The sequence below is a fragment of the Paraburkholderia sp. 22099 genome (genome assembly GCF_052045835.1).
Lineage (GTDB): Bacteria > Pseudomonadota > Gammaproteobacteria > Burkholderiales > Burkholderiaceae > Paraburkholderia > Paraburkholderia terricola.
The window spans coordinates 140,002-155,306 of record NZ_JBQEPU010000018.1 but is presented as its reverse complement, the minus strand read 5'-3'; the positions used below and the strand labels follow the sequence as shown (position 1 = coordinate 155,306).

14 protein-coding genes are annotated in these 15,305 nt (G+C 65.0%); 4 read left to right on the top strand and 10 right to left on the bottom strand.

The window, feature by feature from the left end; all coding sequences use genetic code 11:
- The 9 genes from ACTJLC_RS18790 to ACTJLC_RS18750 form a co-directional block, all read right to left on the bottom strand.
- On the bottom strand, positions 1 to 1,553 hold a 1,553-nt coding region (locus ACTJLC_RS18790; protein WP_440844840.1), incomplete at its 3' end, for an FAD-dependent oxidoreductase.
- A gap of 63 nt (positions 1,554 to 1,616) precedes the next feature.
- Complete coding sequence (locus tag ACTJLC_RS18785; RefSeq protein ID WP_310128509.1) at positions 1,617 to 3,110, bottom strand: alginate export family protein; 1,494 nt, start codon at positions 3,108 to 3,110, stop codon at positions 1,617 to 1,619.
- Entirely contained in the window at positions 3,100 to 4,050 is a 951-nt protein-coding gene (locus ACTJLC_RS18780) for a VOC family protein (RefSeq protein ID WP_310128511.1), read from the bottom strand. The genes ACTJLC_RS18785 and ACTJLC_RS18780 overlap by 11 nt, the downstream gene beginning before the upstream one ends.
- Positions 4,051 to 4,191: 141 nt before the next feature.
- Entirely contained in the window at positions 4,192 to 4,875 is a 684-nt protein-coding gene (locus ACTJLC_RS18775; RefSeq protein WP_244220038.1) for a YoaK family protein, read from the bottom strand.
- Positions 4,876 to 4,915: 40 nt separating this feature from the next.
- Positions 4,916 to 5,179, bottom strand: a complete 264-nt coding sequence (locus ACTJLC_RS18770) for a DUF1427 family protein (RefSeq protein WP_073432297.1) — start codon at positions 5,177 to 5,179, stop codon at positions 4,916 to 4,918.
- Between the two features lie 35 nt (positions 5,180 to 5,214).
- Positions 5,215 to 5,856 (bottom strand): HD domain-containing protein, encoded by a 642-nt coding sequence (locus ACTJLC_RS18765; protein ID WP_310313745.1) that lies wholly within the window; start codon positions 5,854 to 5,856, stop codon positions 5,215 to 5,217.
- 153 nt (positions 5,857 to 6,009) lie between these two features.
- The gene (locus ACTJLC_RS18760) at positions 6,010 to 7,479 is read right to left on the bottom strand and encodes a mechanosensitive ion channel domain-containing protein (RefSeq protein WP_440844837.1); all 1,470 of its coding nucleotides are present in this window, start codon (positions 7,477 to 7,479) and stop codon (positions 6,010 to 6,012) included.
- Between the two features lie 66 nt (positions 7,480 to 7,545).
- Positions 7,546 to 9,414, bottom strand: coding sequence for an amidohydrolase (locus ACTJLC_RS18755; protein ID WP_073432300.1), 1,869 nt, complete (start codon positions 9,412 to 9,414; stop codon positions 7,546 to 7,548).
- Positions 9,415 to 9,627: 213 nt separating this feature from the next.
- Complete coding sequence (locus ACTJLC_RS18750; RefSeq protein ID WP_310313739.1) at positions 9,628 to 10,317, bottom strand: hydrolase; 690 nt, start codon at positions 10,315 to 10,317, stop codon at positions 9,628 to 9,630.
- Positions 10,318 to 10,648: 331 nt separating this feature from the next.
- Here ACTJLC_RS18750 and ACTJLC_RS18745 point away from each other — a divergent pair, with 331 nt between their 5' ends.
- Positions 10,649 to 11,167 carry a Dps family protein gene (locus ACTJLC_RS18745; RefSeq protein ID WP_154873073.1) on the top strand — a complete coding sequence of 173 codons (519 nt, stop codon included), beginning with the start codon at positions 10,649 to 10,651 and terminating at the stop codon, positions 11,165 to 11,167.
- A 16-nt stretch (positions 11,168 to 11,183) separates the two neighbouring features.
- Here ACTJLC_RS18745 and ACTJLC_RS18740 read toward each other — a convergent pair whose 3' ends face one another.
- A complete protein-coding gene (locus ACTJLC_RS18740; RefSeq protein WP_310313736.1) occupies positions 11,184 to 12,104 on the bottom strand; it encodes a LysR family transcriptional regulator in 921 nt (306 codons plus the stop codon).
- A gap of 118 nt (positions 12,105 to 12,222) precedes the next feature.
- Between ACTJLC_RS18740 and ACTJLC_RS18735 the strand changes: the two genes are divergently transcribed.
- The 3 genes from ACTJLC_RS18735 to ACTJLC_RS18725 are packed head-to-tail and all read left to right on the top strand — an operon-like array spanning position 12,223 to position 15,299.
- The gene (locus ACTJLC_RS18735; RefSeq protein ID WP_310313733.1) at positions 12,223 to 12,876 is read left to right on the top strand and encodes a DsbA family oxidoreductase; all 654 of its coding nucleotides are present in this window, start codon (positions 12,223 to 12,225) and stop codon (positions 12,874 to 12,876) included.
- Positions 12,873 to 14,021, top strand: coding sequence for an FAD binding domain-containing protein (locus tag ACTJLC_RS18730; RefSeq protein WP_310313730.1), 1,149 nt, complete (start codon positions 12,873 to 12,875; stop codon positions 14,019 to 14,021). The genes ACTJLC_RS18735 and ACTJLC_RS18730 overlap by 4 nt, the downstream gene beginning before the upstream one ends.
- Before the next feature lie 60 nt (positions 14,022 to 14,081).
- The gene (locus tag ACTJLC_RS18725; RefSeq protein WP_440844832.1) at positions 14,082 to 15,299 is read left to right on the top strand and encodes an MFS transporter; all 1,218 of its coding nucleotides are present in this window, start codon (positions 14,082 to 14,084) and stop codon (positions 15,297 to 15,299) included.
- The last annotated feature ends 6 nt before the right edge of the window (positions 15,300 to 15,305 follow it).

The window sequence follows — 15,305 nt, the reverse complement described above, 5'->3', positions numbered from 1 at the left end:
GACAATCCATGCTCGCTGCGCGCAAAGCCGGTCACGACGAAACCGCGGTTATCCAGCTCCACGCCGCTCGACGCGAGCCAATCCGTTTTCGGGTCCGCGCCGATGAAGAGAAACAGATGGCGCGACGCGAGCACTTCGTCGCTGCCGTCGTCTTCATGACGCACGCGAAGATGCGTGAGGCCCGCTTCGTCGCCTTCGAGCGAATGCAGCGTGCAGCCGGTGCATAGCGAGACGTTCGGCAACGAGCCGATGCGGTCGATCAGATACTTCGACATGCTCGCGTTGAGATCCCTGCCGCGAATCAGCATGCGGATGCTGCGCGCGAAGTTCGCGAGGAACACCACCGCTTGGCCCGCCGAATTGCCGCCGCCGATCAGCACGATGTCCTGGCCCTTCACCAGCTTCGCTTCGATCGTCGAGGCCCAGTAATACGTGCCGCGCCCCTCGAAGCGTTCGAAGTCCGGCACCGTCGGCTTGCGATAGGCGGCGCCGCTCGCGACCACCACCGTGCGCGCGCTGATGCGCTGGCCGTCGAGCAGCGTCAGCAGAAAGATGCCCTCCTGCCGGCTCACGTCGACGACCTTGCCGGGAATCGCCAGATGCGCGCCGAACTTCAACGCCTGCTGGAACGCGCGCGCGGCGAGCGCCTGGCCGGAAATGCCGGTGGGAAAGCCCAGATAGTTTTCGATGCGCGAACTCGCGCCGGCCTGGCCGCCTGGCGCGCGCTGATCGAACACGGCGACCGACAAGCCTTCCGTCGCGGCATAAACGGACGCCGCGAGTCCCGCCGGGCCCGCGCCGACGATCGCGACGTCGTACACGTGCGATGGCTCGAAGGTCGGCACGAGGCCGAGGCACGACGCGAGTTGCGCTTCATCCGGCGCGCGCAGCACGTTGCCGTTCGCGCAGAACACCAGCGGGAAATCGCCGGGACCGGTCGTCATGCCGCCCAGCAACGTGACCGCTTCGGGATCGCTGCGCGCGTCGATCACCGTCGCGGGGTACGCATTGCGGCGCAGGAAGCCTTGCAGGCGAACCAGCCGCGCGTCGTCGCCGTTGCCGACGATGATCGGCCCCAAGCCCTGCTCGATGAGACCGAGCCGCCGCAAGATCAAGGCACGCATGATGTGCTCGCCGAGTTGCGCATCGGCGACGATCAGCGCGCGCAGGCGGTCGGGGTCGATCACGAGCGTCTCGACATCCGTCAACGCGACGCCGTCGATCAACGCGGGCTTGCCGGAGAGTTGCGCCATCTCCGCCATGAAGTGGCCGTCGTCGTGTTCGGTGACGAGCGTGGAGCGCCCGAAGCTGTCGCGCGAATAGATACGCACGCGCCCATGCAGCAGCACGAAGAGCCCGAGCGCGACATGCCCGGTTTCGAAGATCAGTTCACCGGCCTTGAACGACATCGGCTTCGCGAAGCGCCGAAGACTTTGAATCTCCGCCGGCGAAAGACGCGGAAACATCTGATGCCGCCTATATTCCAGCGACGAATACGGAATCTCGAGTTCCGACGGTACGGACGCGTCGATCGGTAGATCGGGGGTGCTCATGACAATGGACCTCTCTCGGGCCTCGTCGAACCGACGACGTCCCGCAAAATGACGGCGTTGCGCTTACCAGCCGAACTTCAATTCGGCCCCTACGTAGTCGGCATTGCGCGCGCCCAGTTCGCGCAGCGACGGGCCGACCTGGAAATGCACGGCTTCGAGCGCGGCGGCGAGATTGGCGGTAACAGCCCAGTCCGCGCGCAGCTGCGTATAGAAACCGGTCCAGCGTCCGCCGTGTCCCGCCGTGCCCGGCACCACCGAGGAGCCCTGTCCGTACACCGCGTCCGCGGTGGTCTGCCGCCATTGCAGGCCCACGCCCGCCAGCAGCGTGAGCTTGCTGTTCGGCTTGACGATCAGCGACGGCTTGACGTGAATCAGGTTGGTGTAGCCGGTGTAGCCCGCGAGCGCGAAGTAGTAGCCGTTCGGAAACAGCGGATTGAACGTGCCGACGCGGCCGTCTCCCGGATGACGGTCGCCGGATGCGGCGTCGACCTGAATGCCGACACGCGGCGTCCACGGCACCGAGGCCAGCGTATAGCCCGCGAGCGAGCCCACCGCCCACGCGCCGATGGTCTTGTTGCCCACGTGCCCCGACTGATACATCGCTTCCACGTCCCAGTCGATCTGCGCGACCTTGCCGGCATAGCGCGCGTCGAATACGTCGCGATGCTCGTCGCCGGCCGCGTCGAGAAAGCGCGCATTGCTGCGGTTGTAGCGCGAGTAGTACGCGGACAGATCGCCCGGACCGACGCCCTGGCGCTCCACGCGCACGCCGCTGAACGTGAGGTGACGGTTGGACACGTCGTCGAAATCCGAGTTGTCGCGGTACTGCACCGGCTGCGTCGCGTAGGCGATCCAGCGCCACGGGCCGGTTTCATAGTCGGCCCAGATCGCGTCGAAGGCCTGGCGCACGTTCGGGCCGTCGCGCACGGAGATGAAGCGCTGCAAGTCGAACGCCATTTCCTGCCGCCCGACGCGGACCTTCACGGTGCCGGGACCCAGCGGCTCGGTGATCGCGACGAACGCCTGGCGCAAGTCGAGCGGATTCTTGTCGACCGGCGAAACGTTGTCCTTGCCATAGGGACGCGCGTCCTCGAATTGCGTAAAGAACTGCACGTGCGGACCGAGCCGCACATCCGCATGAACTTCCAGACGTTGCAGCAGATAGGTGTCGTCGTGCCCGGAGCCGAGGCCGAAAAGCGGCGCGTCGTTGACCTCCAGCCGCTCGCGCAACACCACGCCGAGCGAGATATACGCGTCGGGATTGCCGAATAGCGGAATGTACTTCAGCGAATCGAAAGGCCGTTTCGGCACGCACGGATCGGCGAGCGCCGACCAGTTTTCCTGCCAGCGATTGAACATGACCACCGGACGCGCGCACGAAGCGCTAGCCGAGGCACTGGTCGCGGCGGTATCGTCGGCGCTGCCGAGCGCGGTGTCCGCCGCCGAAGCCGGCAGCGCCGCCGCCAGCCCCGTGCTGACCAGCAGCGCGCGCGCGGCGCGCAGCGCCCGCCGGGCGCGCGCGTTGTGCGCCTTCGTTGCGCTCGCTTTAGCGGCCATCGTGCACTTCAGCGATGTAGCCGCCGGGGAATTCCAGCATCGCCGTCTTGCCCGATGCGCTGCCATACGGCGCGTACAGCACCTTCGCGCCGGCCGCCTGCGCGCGCTGCAGCGTCTGCGTCAGATCGTCGACGGCATAGCCGGTCGTTTCGCGTCCGAACGGGAACGGCAGCTTGCCGTCCGTGACGAACACCACCATGCGGCCAAAGCCCGATTCGAGACGAATCTCGCGGATGGTCTCGCCCGGCCGGCCAATCACGCCCGCGTCGGCGCGCGGATTGTCCGACACCACCTTGCCGTGCGAAAAATGCAGCCAGCGGCGCACGAAGTTGTCGGCTTCGTAGCGCGACACATACACGCGGTTATCCGGCACGCTGTGCAAGGGCGCGTAGCTGGGCGCCTTGGTGTGCCAGTAGAGTTGCATCGTCAGGCCGCCCGGCCATTGAACGATGGCGTCCTTGCCGATCGGATCGTCGAAGCTATCCACGAGCACGTCGGCGCCCGCCGCGCGCGCCGCCTTCAACGCCTGATCGATGTTCGTCACCAGATAGCCGGTGCGCTCGTTGCCGAACGGATAGGGAATCGGCGTTTCGAAGCCGAATACCGACAGCATGCCGACCGGCGTCTGCACGTACTGCGAGGCCGTCTTGCTCGGCGTCGGCGTGACCGTGAACACCGCGCGCGGCGAAGCCTTGCCGCCGAACGTCGCGACAAAGCTCGTGACGAACGCGTCGAGATCGGCGGAGGCGACATAGACGTGCGTGGTGTCGTATTGCGGACCCACGGAAACGTCGGCATGTTTCGCGGCGAGCGCGGTCTTGCCGTTCGATACTTCAGGCGGCCCCGCATCGGCGAATGCGGACGAGACCGGCGTCAAGCCGATCAGCAGCGCGGCGCAGACAAGCGCGACGGGACGAAAGCGTTTCAGCGATGTGAACATGTGTTGTAACCCGATTGTGTTGGCAATAATGAATAGCTTGAATAGCGTGAATAGCGTGATTAGCCGGCCACCTGCGAGGCCGCGTGAGTTATCCGTGGAAACCGCGCGCGCGTTCAAGCGACGGCGACGTATCGCCGTGACCTAATGGCTCGCGGGCGCCGCCCTTCTGTTCCATGCGAGAGCAAGCAGCACGGCCACCGGTAGCGCAATCGCGACGAATGAAAACTGCATATAAGCGAGCGCGCCGAGGATCGCGCCGGCCGCGAATCCGCACATGGCCGCCAAGGTCCATTTGAGTCGTTCGCTAACCTGCTGGCCATGTCCGCCCGCCGCGCCCCGGTGAATCAGCTCGATCACGTCCAGCACGATTTGCGTGACGTTGCCGGTCATCACCGTATTCGGCAGGCCGCTCACCTGAAGCAGCTTGCCGCGCGCATTCTGTACGCCCATCCCCATCGTTCCGAGCACGCCGCACAGCAGCACCATCGAGGCATCCGAACCCATCGCGGGCGTGATCAGCATGCCCGTGACGAGGAACGAAACGAGCAGCGCCGCCTGCAACAGATAGAGCACGCTCGCGGCATTCGGCGACTGATGCCGCTCCGTGAACTTGAAAATCACGCTGCCCAACGCAATGCCCACGATGAAGGACGGAAACGCCAGCAGCTTGAGCAGCGCGCCCTGGCCCACGCCCGCCACTTCCGCGCCGAGCAGCACGAAGTTGCCGGTCACGTGCGCGGTGAACAGGCCGAACAATGCGATGAAGCCAACCGTGTCCACATAGCCGGCGATCATCGCGAGAATCGTGTCTTCGTGCTTGTTCACGGACGATTTCCTCGACAGGAATAGACGCGTGCCGACGGCATCAACCGCCCTCTTTCGCCGCGCCGGGCGCGTTCGGCTTTTGCAGCGCCGAAGCCGCCGGGGCTGTCCCGGCTGGCGGCGCGGCCTGAACCGTCGGCGTCTGCGCGAACAACTGCGCCTTGACGACCGGTATCGCGTGTTCGCCCAGCACCATGCCGAGCAGACCTGCCAGCGCGATCAACGGCGGCGCCGGCGACTGCACCTTGAGCAGCCAGTAAAGCAGTCCGACGCCGAAGCCGACTCCCAGTGAAATGACGTAGCCCATTGCGTTTTCCTTTCCTTTCGATACCTGCAAATGCCTTAATTCGGCCAGTCCGAACCCAGCACCAGACCGCAGAAATTCAGCCGGCGATAGTTCGGGTCCCAGCGGTCCAGCACGTCCGCGTTCACCGTGCCGAACGTCGTCTCGGGACGATGCTCCATGCCGCGCGCGTAGGCTTCGATGATCTTCTTCTTGAAGTCCAGTTCGCGCGGACACGCCTGCATGATTTCGTCGCGCTGCTGCGCGGTGAATTCGTCGTAACCGTCGCCGCACACATCCATCTGCACGCCGGCGCGGGTCAGCGCGACGAGCGGCGACATATGCTCCGCAATGCCGGGCGTGGTGTGCAGCGCGATCGCCGTCCATACTTCGTGGATATCGCTTTCCGCCGCGCCGTGCTGCCGCACGAACGCGCGCGCCGCATTCGCGCCATCCACTTCGAATCGGTAAGGCGAGTGCCGGTACTGCGCATTCAAACCGGCGTTGTGAAACAGCGCGGCCATGTAAAGCAATTCCGCGTCGAAACTCAGGTTCTTGCGATAGCCGGTCAGCGCACCGAACAGAAAGACCCGCAACGCATGCTGAAACATCAACTCGGATTCCGTGGCGCGCATCTGGGCGGTTGCCGCACCAGCCATCGCACCGTCGGGAATCTCGACTCCCGCAATCATTTTCTTCATGTCACCTCCTCCCTATCGCCCATCCTCGCTCCTCGGTCGCTCCGCCGCGCGATGCCTGCCCACTGTCCGATGCAGCGTAGCGAATTAATCCAATAAAGACTTTGGCCGTTCCTTAAAAAGACTTAATTCGTGCGGCGCTTTTTGTGGGCCCGCTCAAATCGCCAGTTCATGAAAGCGCTGCAGACCGTCGCGTATCCATTGCAGCAAGCCGCCGGCGTGCTGATCGGCATGCTCGGGCGACGCGAGCAGCATCTTCTCGGTTTCATGGTGTTCCGTGAGCAGCCGGCACATCTCTCTCGCCACCTCGGGCCGCCGCGCGAGGATCGGCGTCAACGCGCTCTTGTCGAGGCGAAATACCGTGGCGCGCGTGAGCGCTCGCACGATCACGCCGGACCTGACGCCCGCCAGGATGCCCGACTGGCCGATCGAATCGCCCGGCGCGAGCCGTCGCAATTCGATCTCGCCGCCGCCCTTCGGCACGCTCACGCTCGCGACGCCGCGCGCGAGAATATGCAGCTCGTGGCCGCTTTCGTCGGCGGCGGCGTAGATCGTGTCGGCGGTGTCGAATTCGTGTTTCGTCAGCTTTGCCGCGAGTTCGGCTATTTCGCCGTCGTCGAGCGTCTGGAAGATCAATACATTGCAAAGCAGCCGGTGCTTTTCGTCCGTCGCTTCGGCGGCGGGCTCAGGCACCGACAACGGCCGCAACACGACGCCGCGCGACAGCAAATGCCGGTGCGCCAGATCGAACAGATCGTTGCGCACGTCGATCTTCTTGCTCAGGGTATCGACGTAGCAGACGATCTCGTACTCGATCGCGTCGTTGGTCGCGCGGCGCACGCTGACAATCGGCTTGGGGTCGGCGAGCACCGCGTCGAAACTGGCGGCGGCGTCGGCCAGCGCCTGCAACACCGTGGCCGGCCGGATCGTCGGCTTGACCGGCAGCACCACGCTGATGCCGTGCGTATGCGAGGGCTGGTTCGCGTTGACGATGTTGGTGCGCGCCGCCACGCTGTTCGGGATCAAGACGATATTGCCCTGCCCGTTCAGCAGGCTGGTCGCGCGCCAGTTGCTCTCCACCACCTTGCCTTCCACGTCGCCGATCGTCACCCAGTCGCCGATGTGAAACGGCTGCGTGGCGTTCAGCACCACACCGGAAAACACGTCGTTGAGCGTGCTCTGAATCGCGAGGCCAAGCACCACCGCGAGCGCGCCGGAGGTCGCGAGCAAACCGCGCACCGGCAGTTGCAACACGAACGCGATCGCGCCCACCGCCGCCGCGAGAAACACCAGCGCGCCGAACACGTCCTGAAACAGACGCTCCTTGTGCCACGACTCGGGCAACACGGTGCGATCCAGCACGATCGTCACGAGACGCGCGCCTTGCAGCCACCACACCACTTCGAGCATCTGCGCGAGCAGATGGCGCAGCGGCTGATCCTCCCACGGCGCGGCGCGCAACGGATTCATGCCTGACCTGAACAGCACGTAGGTCGATAGCCCGAACATCAGCGCGCGCAAGCCGAGACGCGCCTGCTCGCGCCTGATCGCGACGAAACGCCAGGCGAGGAAATCGAGGACCAGGATGCCTAGCCCGTACAGCACGCCGTCGGTCAGGGTCGGCATGAAGGTCCTCGCTCGCGTGGCGGCATGAAACCGTGGCTATCGGAACAATCGGAACAATCGGAACGGTCAGAACGCGAAGCAGCTACAGCCCAGCGCGCCCCAGAAGCCGTTCGAATCGCTGACGGGCACGTTCTTGCGCCAGGCCCAGCCGTGCGCATGCGCATGCACGCCGCACAGATTCACGCAGCCGTCCACGCACGCCACCGCGGTCGGCTTGTACCGGCTGTAGCCGCCGAACTCCGCGACCGGCGACCACGACGGGCTGACCGGCAAGTCGGGCGGCGCGAGCGGCGCGAAGTCGTCGGCTGCGTAGACCACCTTGCCGCCCACCACCGTCATCACCGATTCGAGATACTTGATATGGCTTTCGTCGACCGTGAAATAGTCGTCGCTGAGCACCGCGAAGTCCGCGAACTGGCCGGGCACGAGCGCGCCCTTGCGGTCGTCCTCATTCGAGAACCACGCGCTGCCGACCGTATAGCGGCGCAGTGCTTCCATGCGGTCGAGCCGGTTCTCGCTCGTGTACATCGCCGTGCCGCCGACCGTCTTGCCCGACACCATCCAGTACAGCGACACGAACGGGTTGAAGCTCGCGACGCGCGTGGCGTCCGTGCCCGCGCCCACCGGCAGCCCCGCATCGAGCATGTGGCGGATCGGCGGCGTGCGCTTCACGGCTTCCTCACCGTATTGCTGAATGAAGTACTCGCCCTGGTAAGCCATGCGGTGCTGAATCGCAATGCCGCCGCCGAGCGCGCGCACGCGGTCGATATTCTTCTGCGTGATGGTCTCGCAATGGTCGAAGAACCAGCGCAGGCCGTTGAACGGAATGTCGGCGTTCACGCGTTCGAATACGTTCAGGAAGCGCTCGATCGATTCGTTATAGGTTGCGTGCAGACGGAACGGCCAGCGGTTCGCCACCAGCAGCCTGACGACACCTTCGAGTTCCGCTTCGAGCGTGTCCGGCAAATCGGGACGCGGCTCCAGGAAGTCCTCGAAGTCGGCGGCGGAGAACACCAGCATTTCGCCCGCGCCGTTCACGCGCAGAAAGTCGTCGCCCTCGCCGGGCTTCGTCATCTTCACCCACTTCGCGAAGTCCTCGATTTCCTGTTTGGCGTTTTGCGTGAACAGGTTGTACGCGATCCGCACGGTCAGTTCATTGTGCTTCGCCATGTCCATGATGACGGCGTAGTCGTCGGGATAGGCCTGGTAGCCGCCGCCCGCGTCGATCGCGCTCGTCACGCCGAGGCGGTTCAGTTCGCGCATGAAATGGCGCGTGGAATTGCGCTGATCCTCCGGCGCGAGCTTCGGACCTTTTGCCAGCGTCGCGTATAACAGGCCCGCATTCGGCCGTGCGATCAGCATGCCCGTCGGATTGCCGCGCTTGTCGCGCTGAATCTCGCCGCCGGGCGGATTGGGGGTGTCTTTCGTATAGCCGACCGCGCGCAGCGCAGCGCCATTCAGGAGCGCGCTGTCGTACAGGTGCAGGATGAACACCGGCGTATCCGGCGCGATCGCGTTGATCTCTTCGAGCGTCGGTCCGCGCCGCTCGGCGAACTGGAATTCGTTCCAGCCGCCCACCACGCGCACCCACTGCGGCGCGGGCGTGCGGGCCACCTGCTTGCGCAGCATGTCGAGCGCATCCGCGAGCGACGGCACGCCGTCCCAGCGCAGTTCCATGTTGAAGTTCAGGCCGCCGCGAATGACGTGCAGGTGCGAATCGTTGAGACCGGGAATGACCGTGCGGCCTTTCAGGTCGACGTGGCGCGTGTTGTCGTTGACGTGGCGCATCACGGTGTCGCGCGAGCCGGCCGCGATCACGCGGCCGTTCGCGACGGCGAGCGCGTCCGCGAACGAGCGTTTGTCGTCCTGCGTGGCGATCTTGCCGTTGAAGAAGACGACTTCGGCCGGCGTCGGCGCGGAAGTGGTGGAAGTCATGGCGATCCTCATAGGGAGCGCTCCGCGTTTCACGCGCGGAGCGATTCATGGAAAACGGGCGCTCGTGACGCCCGCTTCCATGAAGCATTCAGAAACCAGCCGGCAAGCGGAATCCAGAGCGTCGGTAGACGCTCGAATTCCGCGCGACGGCGTGACGCGACGTGACGCGACGTGACGCGACGTAACGCGACGTAACGCGACGTGCTGCGACCGTTACTTGCGTGCCGGCACCGGCGCCAGCACTTCGTGCGTTCCCACCGCACGCTGGGCGGCCTTGTGGACCATCGTGTACGCGTAGTCCACGCCCATGCCGTAGGCGCCCGAATGCTCCTTGGCGATGGCCATGACCGCGTCGTACGTCTCCTTGTGCGCCCAGTCGCGTTGCCATTCGAGCAGCACCTGTTGCCACGTGACGGGCACCACGCCGGCCTGGATCATGCGCTGCATCGAATACTCATGCGCTTCCTTCGACGTGCCGCCCGATGCGTCGGCGACCATGTAGATTTCGTAGTCGCCTTCGTCCATCGCGCACAACGAAAACGTGTTGTTGCACACCTCGGTCCACAAGCCCGCGACCACGACTTTCTTCCGACCGTTCGCGGCGAGCGAGTCACGCACCTTCTGGTCGTCCCACGAATTCATGGACGTGCGTTCGAGCACCTTGTGTCCCGGGAATACGTCCAGCAGTTCGGGGTAGGTGTAGCCCGAGAAACTTTCCGACTCCACCGTCGTGATGGTGGTGGGGATGTTGAACACCCGCGCGGCCTTCGCGAGTCCGACCACGTTGTTCTTCAGTACCTGACGGTCGATGGACTGAACGCCAAACGCCATTTGCGGCTGGTGGTCGATGAAGATGATCTGCGAGTTTGCAGGCGTCAGAACTTCGAGTTTGGGGTTTGACATGGCTGTGTAGATCCTGAAAGGGTTTGATGGACATGCCGCACTGCGTTGAAGTGCGCGAAAAACTGAGGCCAGTCTATCGACGCCCTTCGGCCAAGTCCTTGGCAAAGCCCTTAATCGTTCTGAATTGAAAGTTCTGGAGAAATGAGCCCGCAACGGAAATCGCGGCGCGCCCGATCCTGGTTGCGGCCTCGAAAGCCGCTCCATAAGCCGCTTCAAGCCGCTTCAGAAAAATTCATGTTTTGTGCAGGACTTTACGTGCGCGCCGTTTCACACTTCAGTTGCCGGATTCAGGACCTTCGGCCGCACTTATCGACATCTAAAAGGAACCGCCATGAAAGACGCACAGACCGCAGCCGCGCATCGCGCCGCGCCGCTCAAGACACCGACCAGCCTCGGCGAAGACGCGACGCGCGACATCGCCGCCGCGTTGACGACCCTGCTGGCCGACGTGTTCGCGCTCTATCTGAAGACCAAGAACTTCCACTGGCATATGTCGGGGCCGTACTTCCGCGACTACCACCTGCTGCTCGACGACCAGTCCAATCAGATCTACGCGACCACCGACCCGATCGCGGAACGCGCGCGCAAGATCGGCGGCAAGACGCTGCGCTCGGCGGGGCAGATCACGAAGCTGCAACGCATCGCCGATAACGACGCGGAGTTCGTCACGCCCAGCGACATGCTCGCGGAATTGCGCGAAGACAACCTGGCGCTGGCGGGCTACATGCGCGAAACGCATGCGCTATGCGACGAATACGGCGACGTCGCCACGGCGAGCCTGCTGGAAAACTGGATCGACGAAGCGGAGCAGCGCGTGTGGTTCCTGTTCGAATCGGGACGCCATTCGTAAGCACGCGCGCGGTGCGTCAGCCTTCCAGCGCGGACTGAAGCCGCGCTTCGAGAAACTGAAGGAACGCGCGCACCTTGCTGGAATGGCGGCGATTGGGCAGATACGCCGCATAGACCACGGCGTCGCCATTGTGCGGCGTCGCCTCGAACTGCTCGAACAGCCGCATCAGGCGTCCCGCGCGAATCTCCGCGGCGACGAGCCATTCCGGCAGCAACGCAATGCCGCGTCCGGCGATAACGGCTTCCAGCAGGATGTCGATGCTGTTCGACAGCAGATGCCCGCGCACGTCGACCCGCTCTTCCGCGCCGTCGCGGCGGAAGCTCCAGACCTGGCGCGTGCGGTAACCGCCGCCATAGGCGACGCGCAGGCACTCGTGGGAATCGAGCGCTTGCGGCGTGGCTGGTGTGCCGCTGCGTTCGAGATAGTCGTGGCTCGCCACGACATAGCGCGGATTGTCCGCGAGCTTTCTGACGACCAGATTCGCGTCGCGATCGGGCAGGCCGATGCGGATCGCGATATCGATTCTGTCGAGTGCGAGGTCGGCGTAGTGATCGGCCACGACGACGTCGAGAAACACGCGCGGATGCTCGGCGAGAAAGGCGGCGAGGTGCGGCGCGAGCCGCAGACGGCTGAACGCGGACGGCACCGCGATGCGCAGCGCGCCGACCGGCGACGCGCCGCTGTCGAACACGCTTTCGTCCGCCTCGGCCAGATCGTCGAGCACCTTGCCGACCTGTTCGACGTAGGCAATGCCGGCGTCGGTGAGGCTGACCTTTCTCGGCGTGCGCGTCAGCAGCGCGGTGCCGAGCGAGGTTTCGAGCGCATCCATCAGACGCGTGACCGACGAGGTCGCGACGCCGAGACGTTGCGCGGCCTTCGAAAAGCCGCCGGCGTCGGCCACTTCGAGCAAGGTATTCAGGGCCAGGAGTTTGTCCATGCACGGCCTCAATGCGGGTTTGGTTGCGTCACACGCAACGGGGGATTGCATTCTAGACGTATTCACTCAATGGCGCGCAACGAATAACCTGTCGTCGTTACTTAGCGAGAGGTGCAGCATGCAAACCATTCAGGTCGAGGTCCATTACGACTTCATTTGTCCGTGGTGCTGGATCGGCCAGCGCAATCTCGCCGCGGCGCTCGCGGAGTCGGGCGCCGAGGCGCGCGTGGCGATCCGCTATGTGCCGTTCGAGTTGAATCCGGCGATGCCCGCCGAAGGCATGAACCGGCGCGACTATCGCACCCGCAAGTTCGGCAGTTGGGCGCGCTCGCAAGGCATGGACGCGCAGGTCGCCGCGGCGGGTCTCGCGGCAGGCGCGCAGTTCAATTACGACAAGGTGCTGCGCACGCCGAACACGCGGCTCGCGCATCGTCTGATGCAGTTCGCGCAAGCGCGCGATCAAGCCCGGCAGACCGCCGCGCTGTATCAAGCCATCTATGCCGCCTACTTTTCGGAAGGCCGCGACATCGGCTCGCTGGACACGCTGGTCGACATCGCCGCCGAGCACGCATTCGATGCCGATGAAGTTCGCGCTTATCTGCTCGCCGCTTCCGGCACGCCGGACATCGAGGCCGCCCGCGACGAGGCGGAGCGCCTCGGCATTCATTCGGTGCCGACGATCTCGATTGCCGGCGAATTGATCAGCGGCGCGCAACCGGGCGCCGTGTTCGCGAACGCGCTGCGTGCCGCCACGCAACGGAGCGCGGCATGAACGCACTCGACACACCGCGCGCCGTGGTGATCGGCGGCTCGCTCGGCGGACTGTTCTCGGCCACCACCTTGCGCGCGGCCGGCTGGGACGTGGACGTATTCGAGACCTCGCCCAATCAGCTCGACAGCCGCGGCGGCGGCATCGTGCTGCAACCGGACGTGCTGGACGCGCTGCATTTCGCGGGCGTCGCGCTGCCCGATCCGCCGGGCGTGGCGTCGGGCGAACGCATCTATCTGGATCGCGAGGACAGGCGCGTCGAGCAACTGTTCATGCCGCAAATGCAGACTTCGTGGAGCCTGCTGTACAGCGCCATGAGAAACGCGCTGCCCGCGGCGCGCCTGCATACCGGCGAGACCTTTAGCGACTTCCGCATGGACGGCGAGCAGATCGTCGCGCGCTTCGAAAGCGGCCGCAGCGAGCGCGCCGACCTGCTGATCGGCGCGGACGGCATCCGCTCGACGCTCAGGCGCCGCCTGCTGCCCGAGATCGTGCCGGCCTACGCGGGCTATGCGGCATGGCGCGGACTCGTCGCCGAACCCGATCTGCCGCGCTTCGCCGCGGACATCTTGCGCGAGCGCTTTACGTTCCAGCAAGGCGACGAACACTCGGCGCTTGCCTATCTGATTCCCGGCGAAACCGACTCGACCGCGGCCGGCGAGCGTCGCTGGAACTGGGTGTGGTATCGCAAGTACGACCGCGCCCGGCTCAATGAACTGCTGGTGGACCGTCACGGCGCGGCGCGCGCTTTCTCGCTGCCGCCGGGCACGGCCAAGCACGCCGACGTGGAGCAGCTTCGGCTCGATGCAAAAGCCTTGCTCGGGCCGACGTTTCGCGCGCTGGTCGATGCAACCGGCGAGCCGTTCATGCAGCCGATCATCGACCTGCGCACACCCAGGATGGTGTTCGGGCGTGCGGTGCTGATCGGCGACGCCGCATCGGTGCCGCGTCCGCATACGGCGGGCAGCACCGCCAAGGCTGCGGCCAACGCGCATGCGCTCGCGCTCGCGCTGGCGGGCGCGAGCAAGGCCGACTCGAGCATCGATGCGTTGCTCACGCGTTGGGAGAGCCAGCAGTTGCAACGCGGCAAGCGCATGACCGATCTGGGCATTTCGCTCGGCGACCGTTTGATGAATATCGCCGGTTAGATCCGAGGCTCTTTCCGCCGCTTTTTCCGCTTTCCCGCCTTTTCATTTCAGGAGTTGCTCATGTCGACCGACGCATCCATCACCGCCGCAAGCCCTGGCCCCGTCAAACTGACGCGCGGCCTGATCGCGCTATTCGCCTTCTGCTGCGGCGCGATCGTCGCGAATCTCTATTACGCGCAGCCGATCACCGAACTGATCGCGCCGGACATTCACATGTCCGGCGGCACCGCGAGCCTGATCGTTTCGCTCACGCAAATCGGCTATGCGCTCGGGCTGTTCTTTCTCGTGCCGCTCGGCGATCTGCTGGAAAACCGCAAGCTGATGATCGCCACCGCGCTGGTGTCGATCGTGAGTCTCGCCGCCGCCGCGTTCGCGCACCAGCCAGGCGGGTTGCTCGCAATTTCGCTGTTGATCGGTTTCAGTTCCGTGGCCGTGCAGATCCTGATTCCGCTCGCCGCCCATCTCGCGCCGGACGAATCGCGCGGCAAGGTGGTCGGCACCATCATGAGCGGACTGCTGCTCGGCATTCTGCTGGCGCGCCCGATCTCCAGCGTGGTGGCCGGGCACTTCGGCTGGCGCGCGGTATTCGCCGCGGCGGCGGTGTTGATGGCGATCGTCACCAGCGTGCTCGCGCTTACTATTCCGCGCCGCCAGCCGGATCACCAGGCCACGTACTTCCAGTTGATCGGCTCGCTGGGTCATCTGCTCCGCACGATGCCGGTGCTGCGCCACCGCTCGTTGTATCAGGCGCTGATGTTCGCTTCGTTCAGCCTCTTCTGGACCGCGATCCCGATCGAGTTGACCCGGCAGTTCGGGCTCTCGCAAACCGCGATCGGCATCTTCGCGCTGGTCGGCGCGATCGGCGCGACCTCGGCGCCGGTTGCGGGACGTCTCGCCGACGCGGGCCACACGGTGCGCGCGACGTTGATCGCGCTGGTGGTGGGCGCGCTCGCCTATACGCCTGCGTTGATCCATCCCGCGTGGGGCGTGGTGGGGCTGGTCGCGACCGGCATCGTGCTCGACTTCGCCGTGCAGATGAACATGGTGCTCGGCCAGCGCGAGATCTATGCGCTGCATGCCGCGAGCCGAAACCGTCTGAATGCGCTGTACATGACGAGCATTTTTGTCGGCGGCGCGTTCGGCTCGGCGCTCGCGAGTCCCCTCTATGAGCACGGCGGATGGACGCTGGTCGCCGGCGTCGCCACGGCGTTCCCGCTCGTCGCGCTGATTCACTATCTGGCGATCGGCCGTCCGCATGCGGCTCGGCACCGCGCGTGAGCGGAA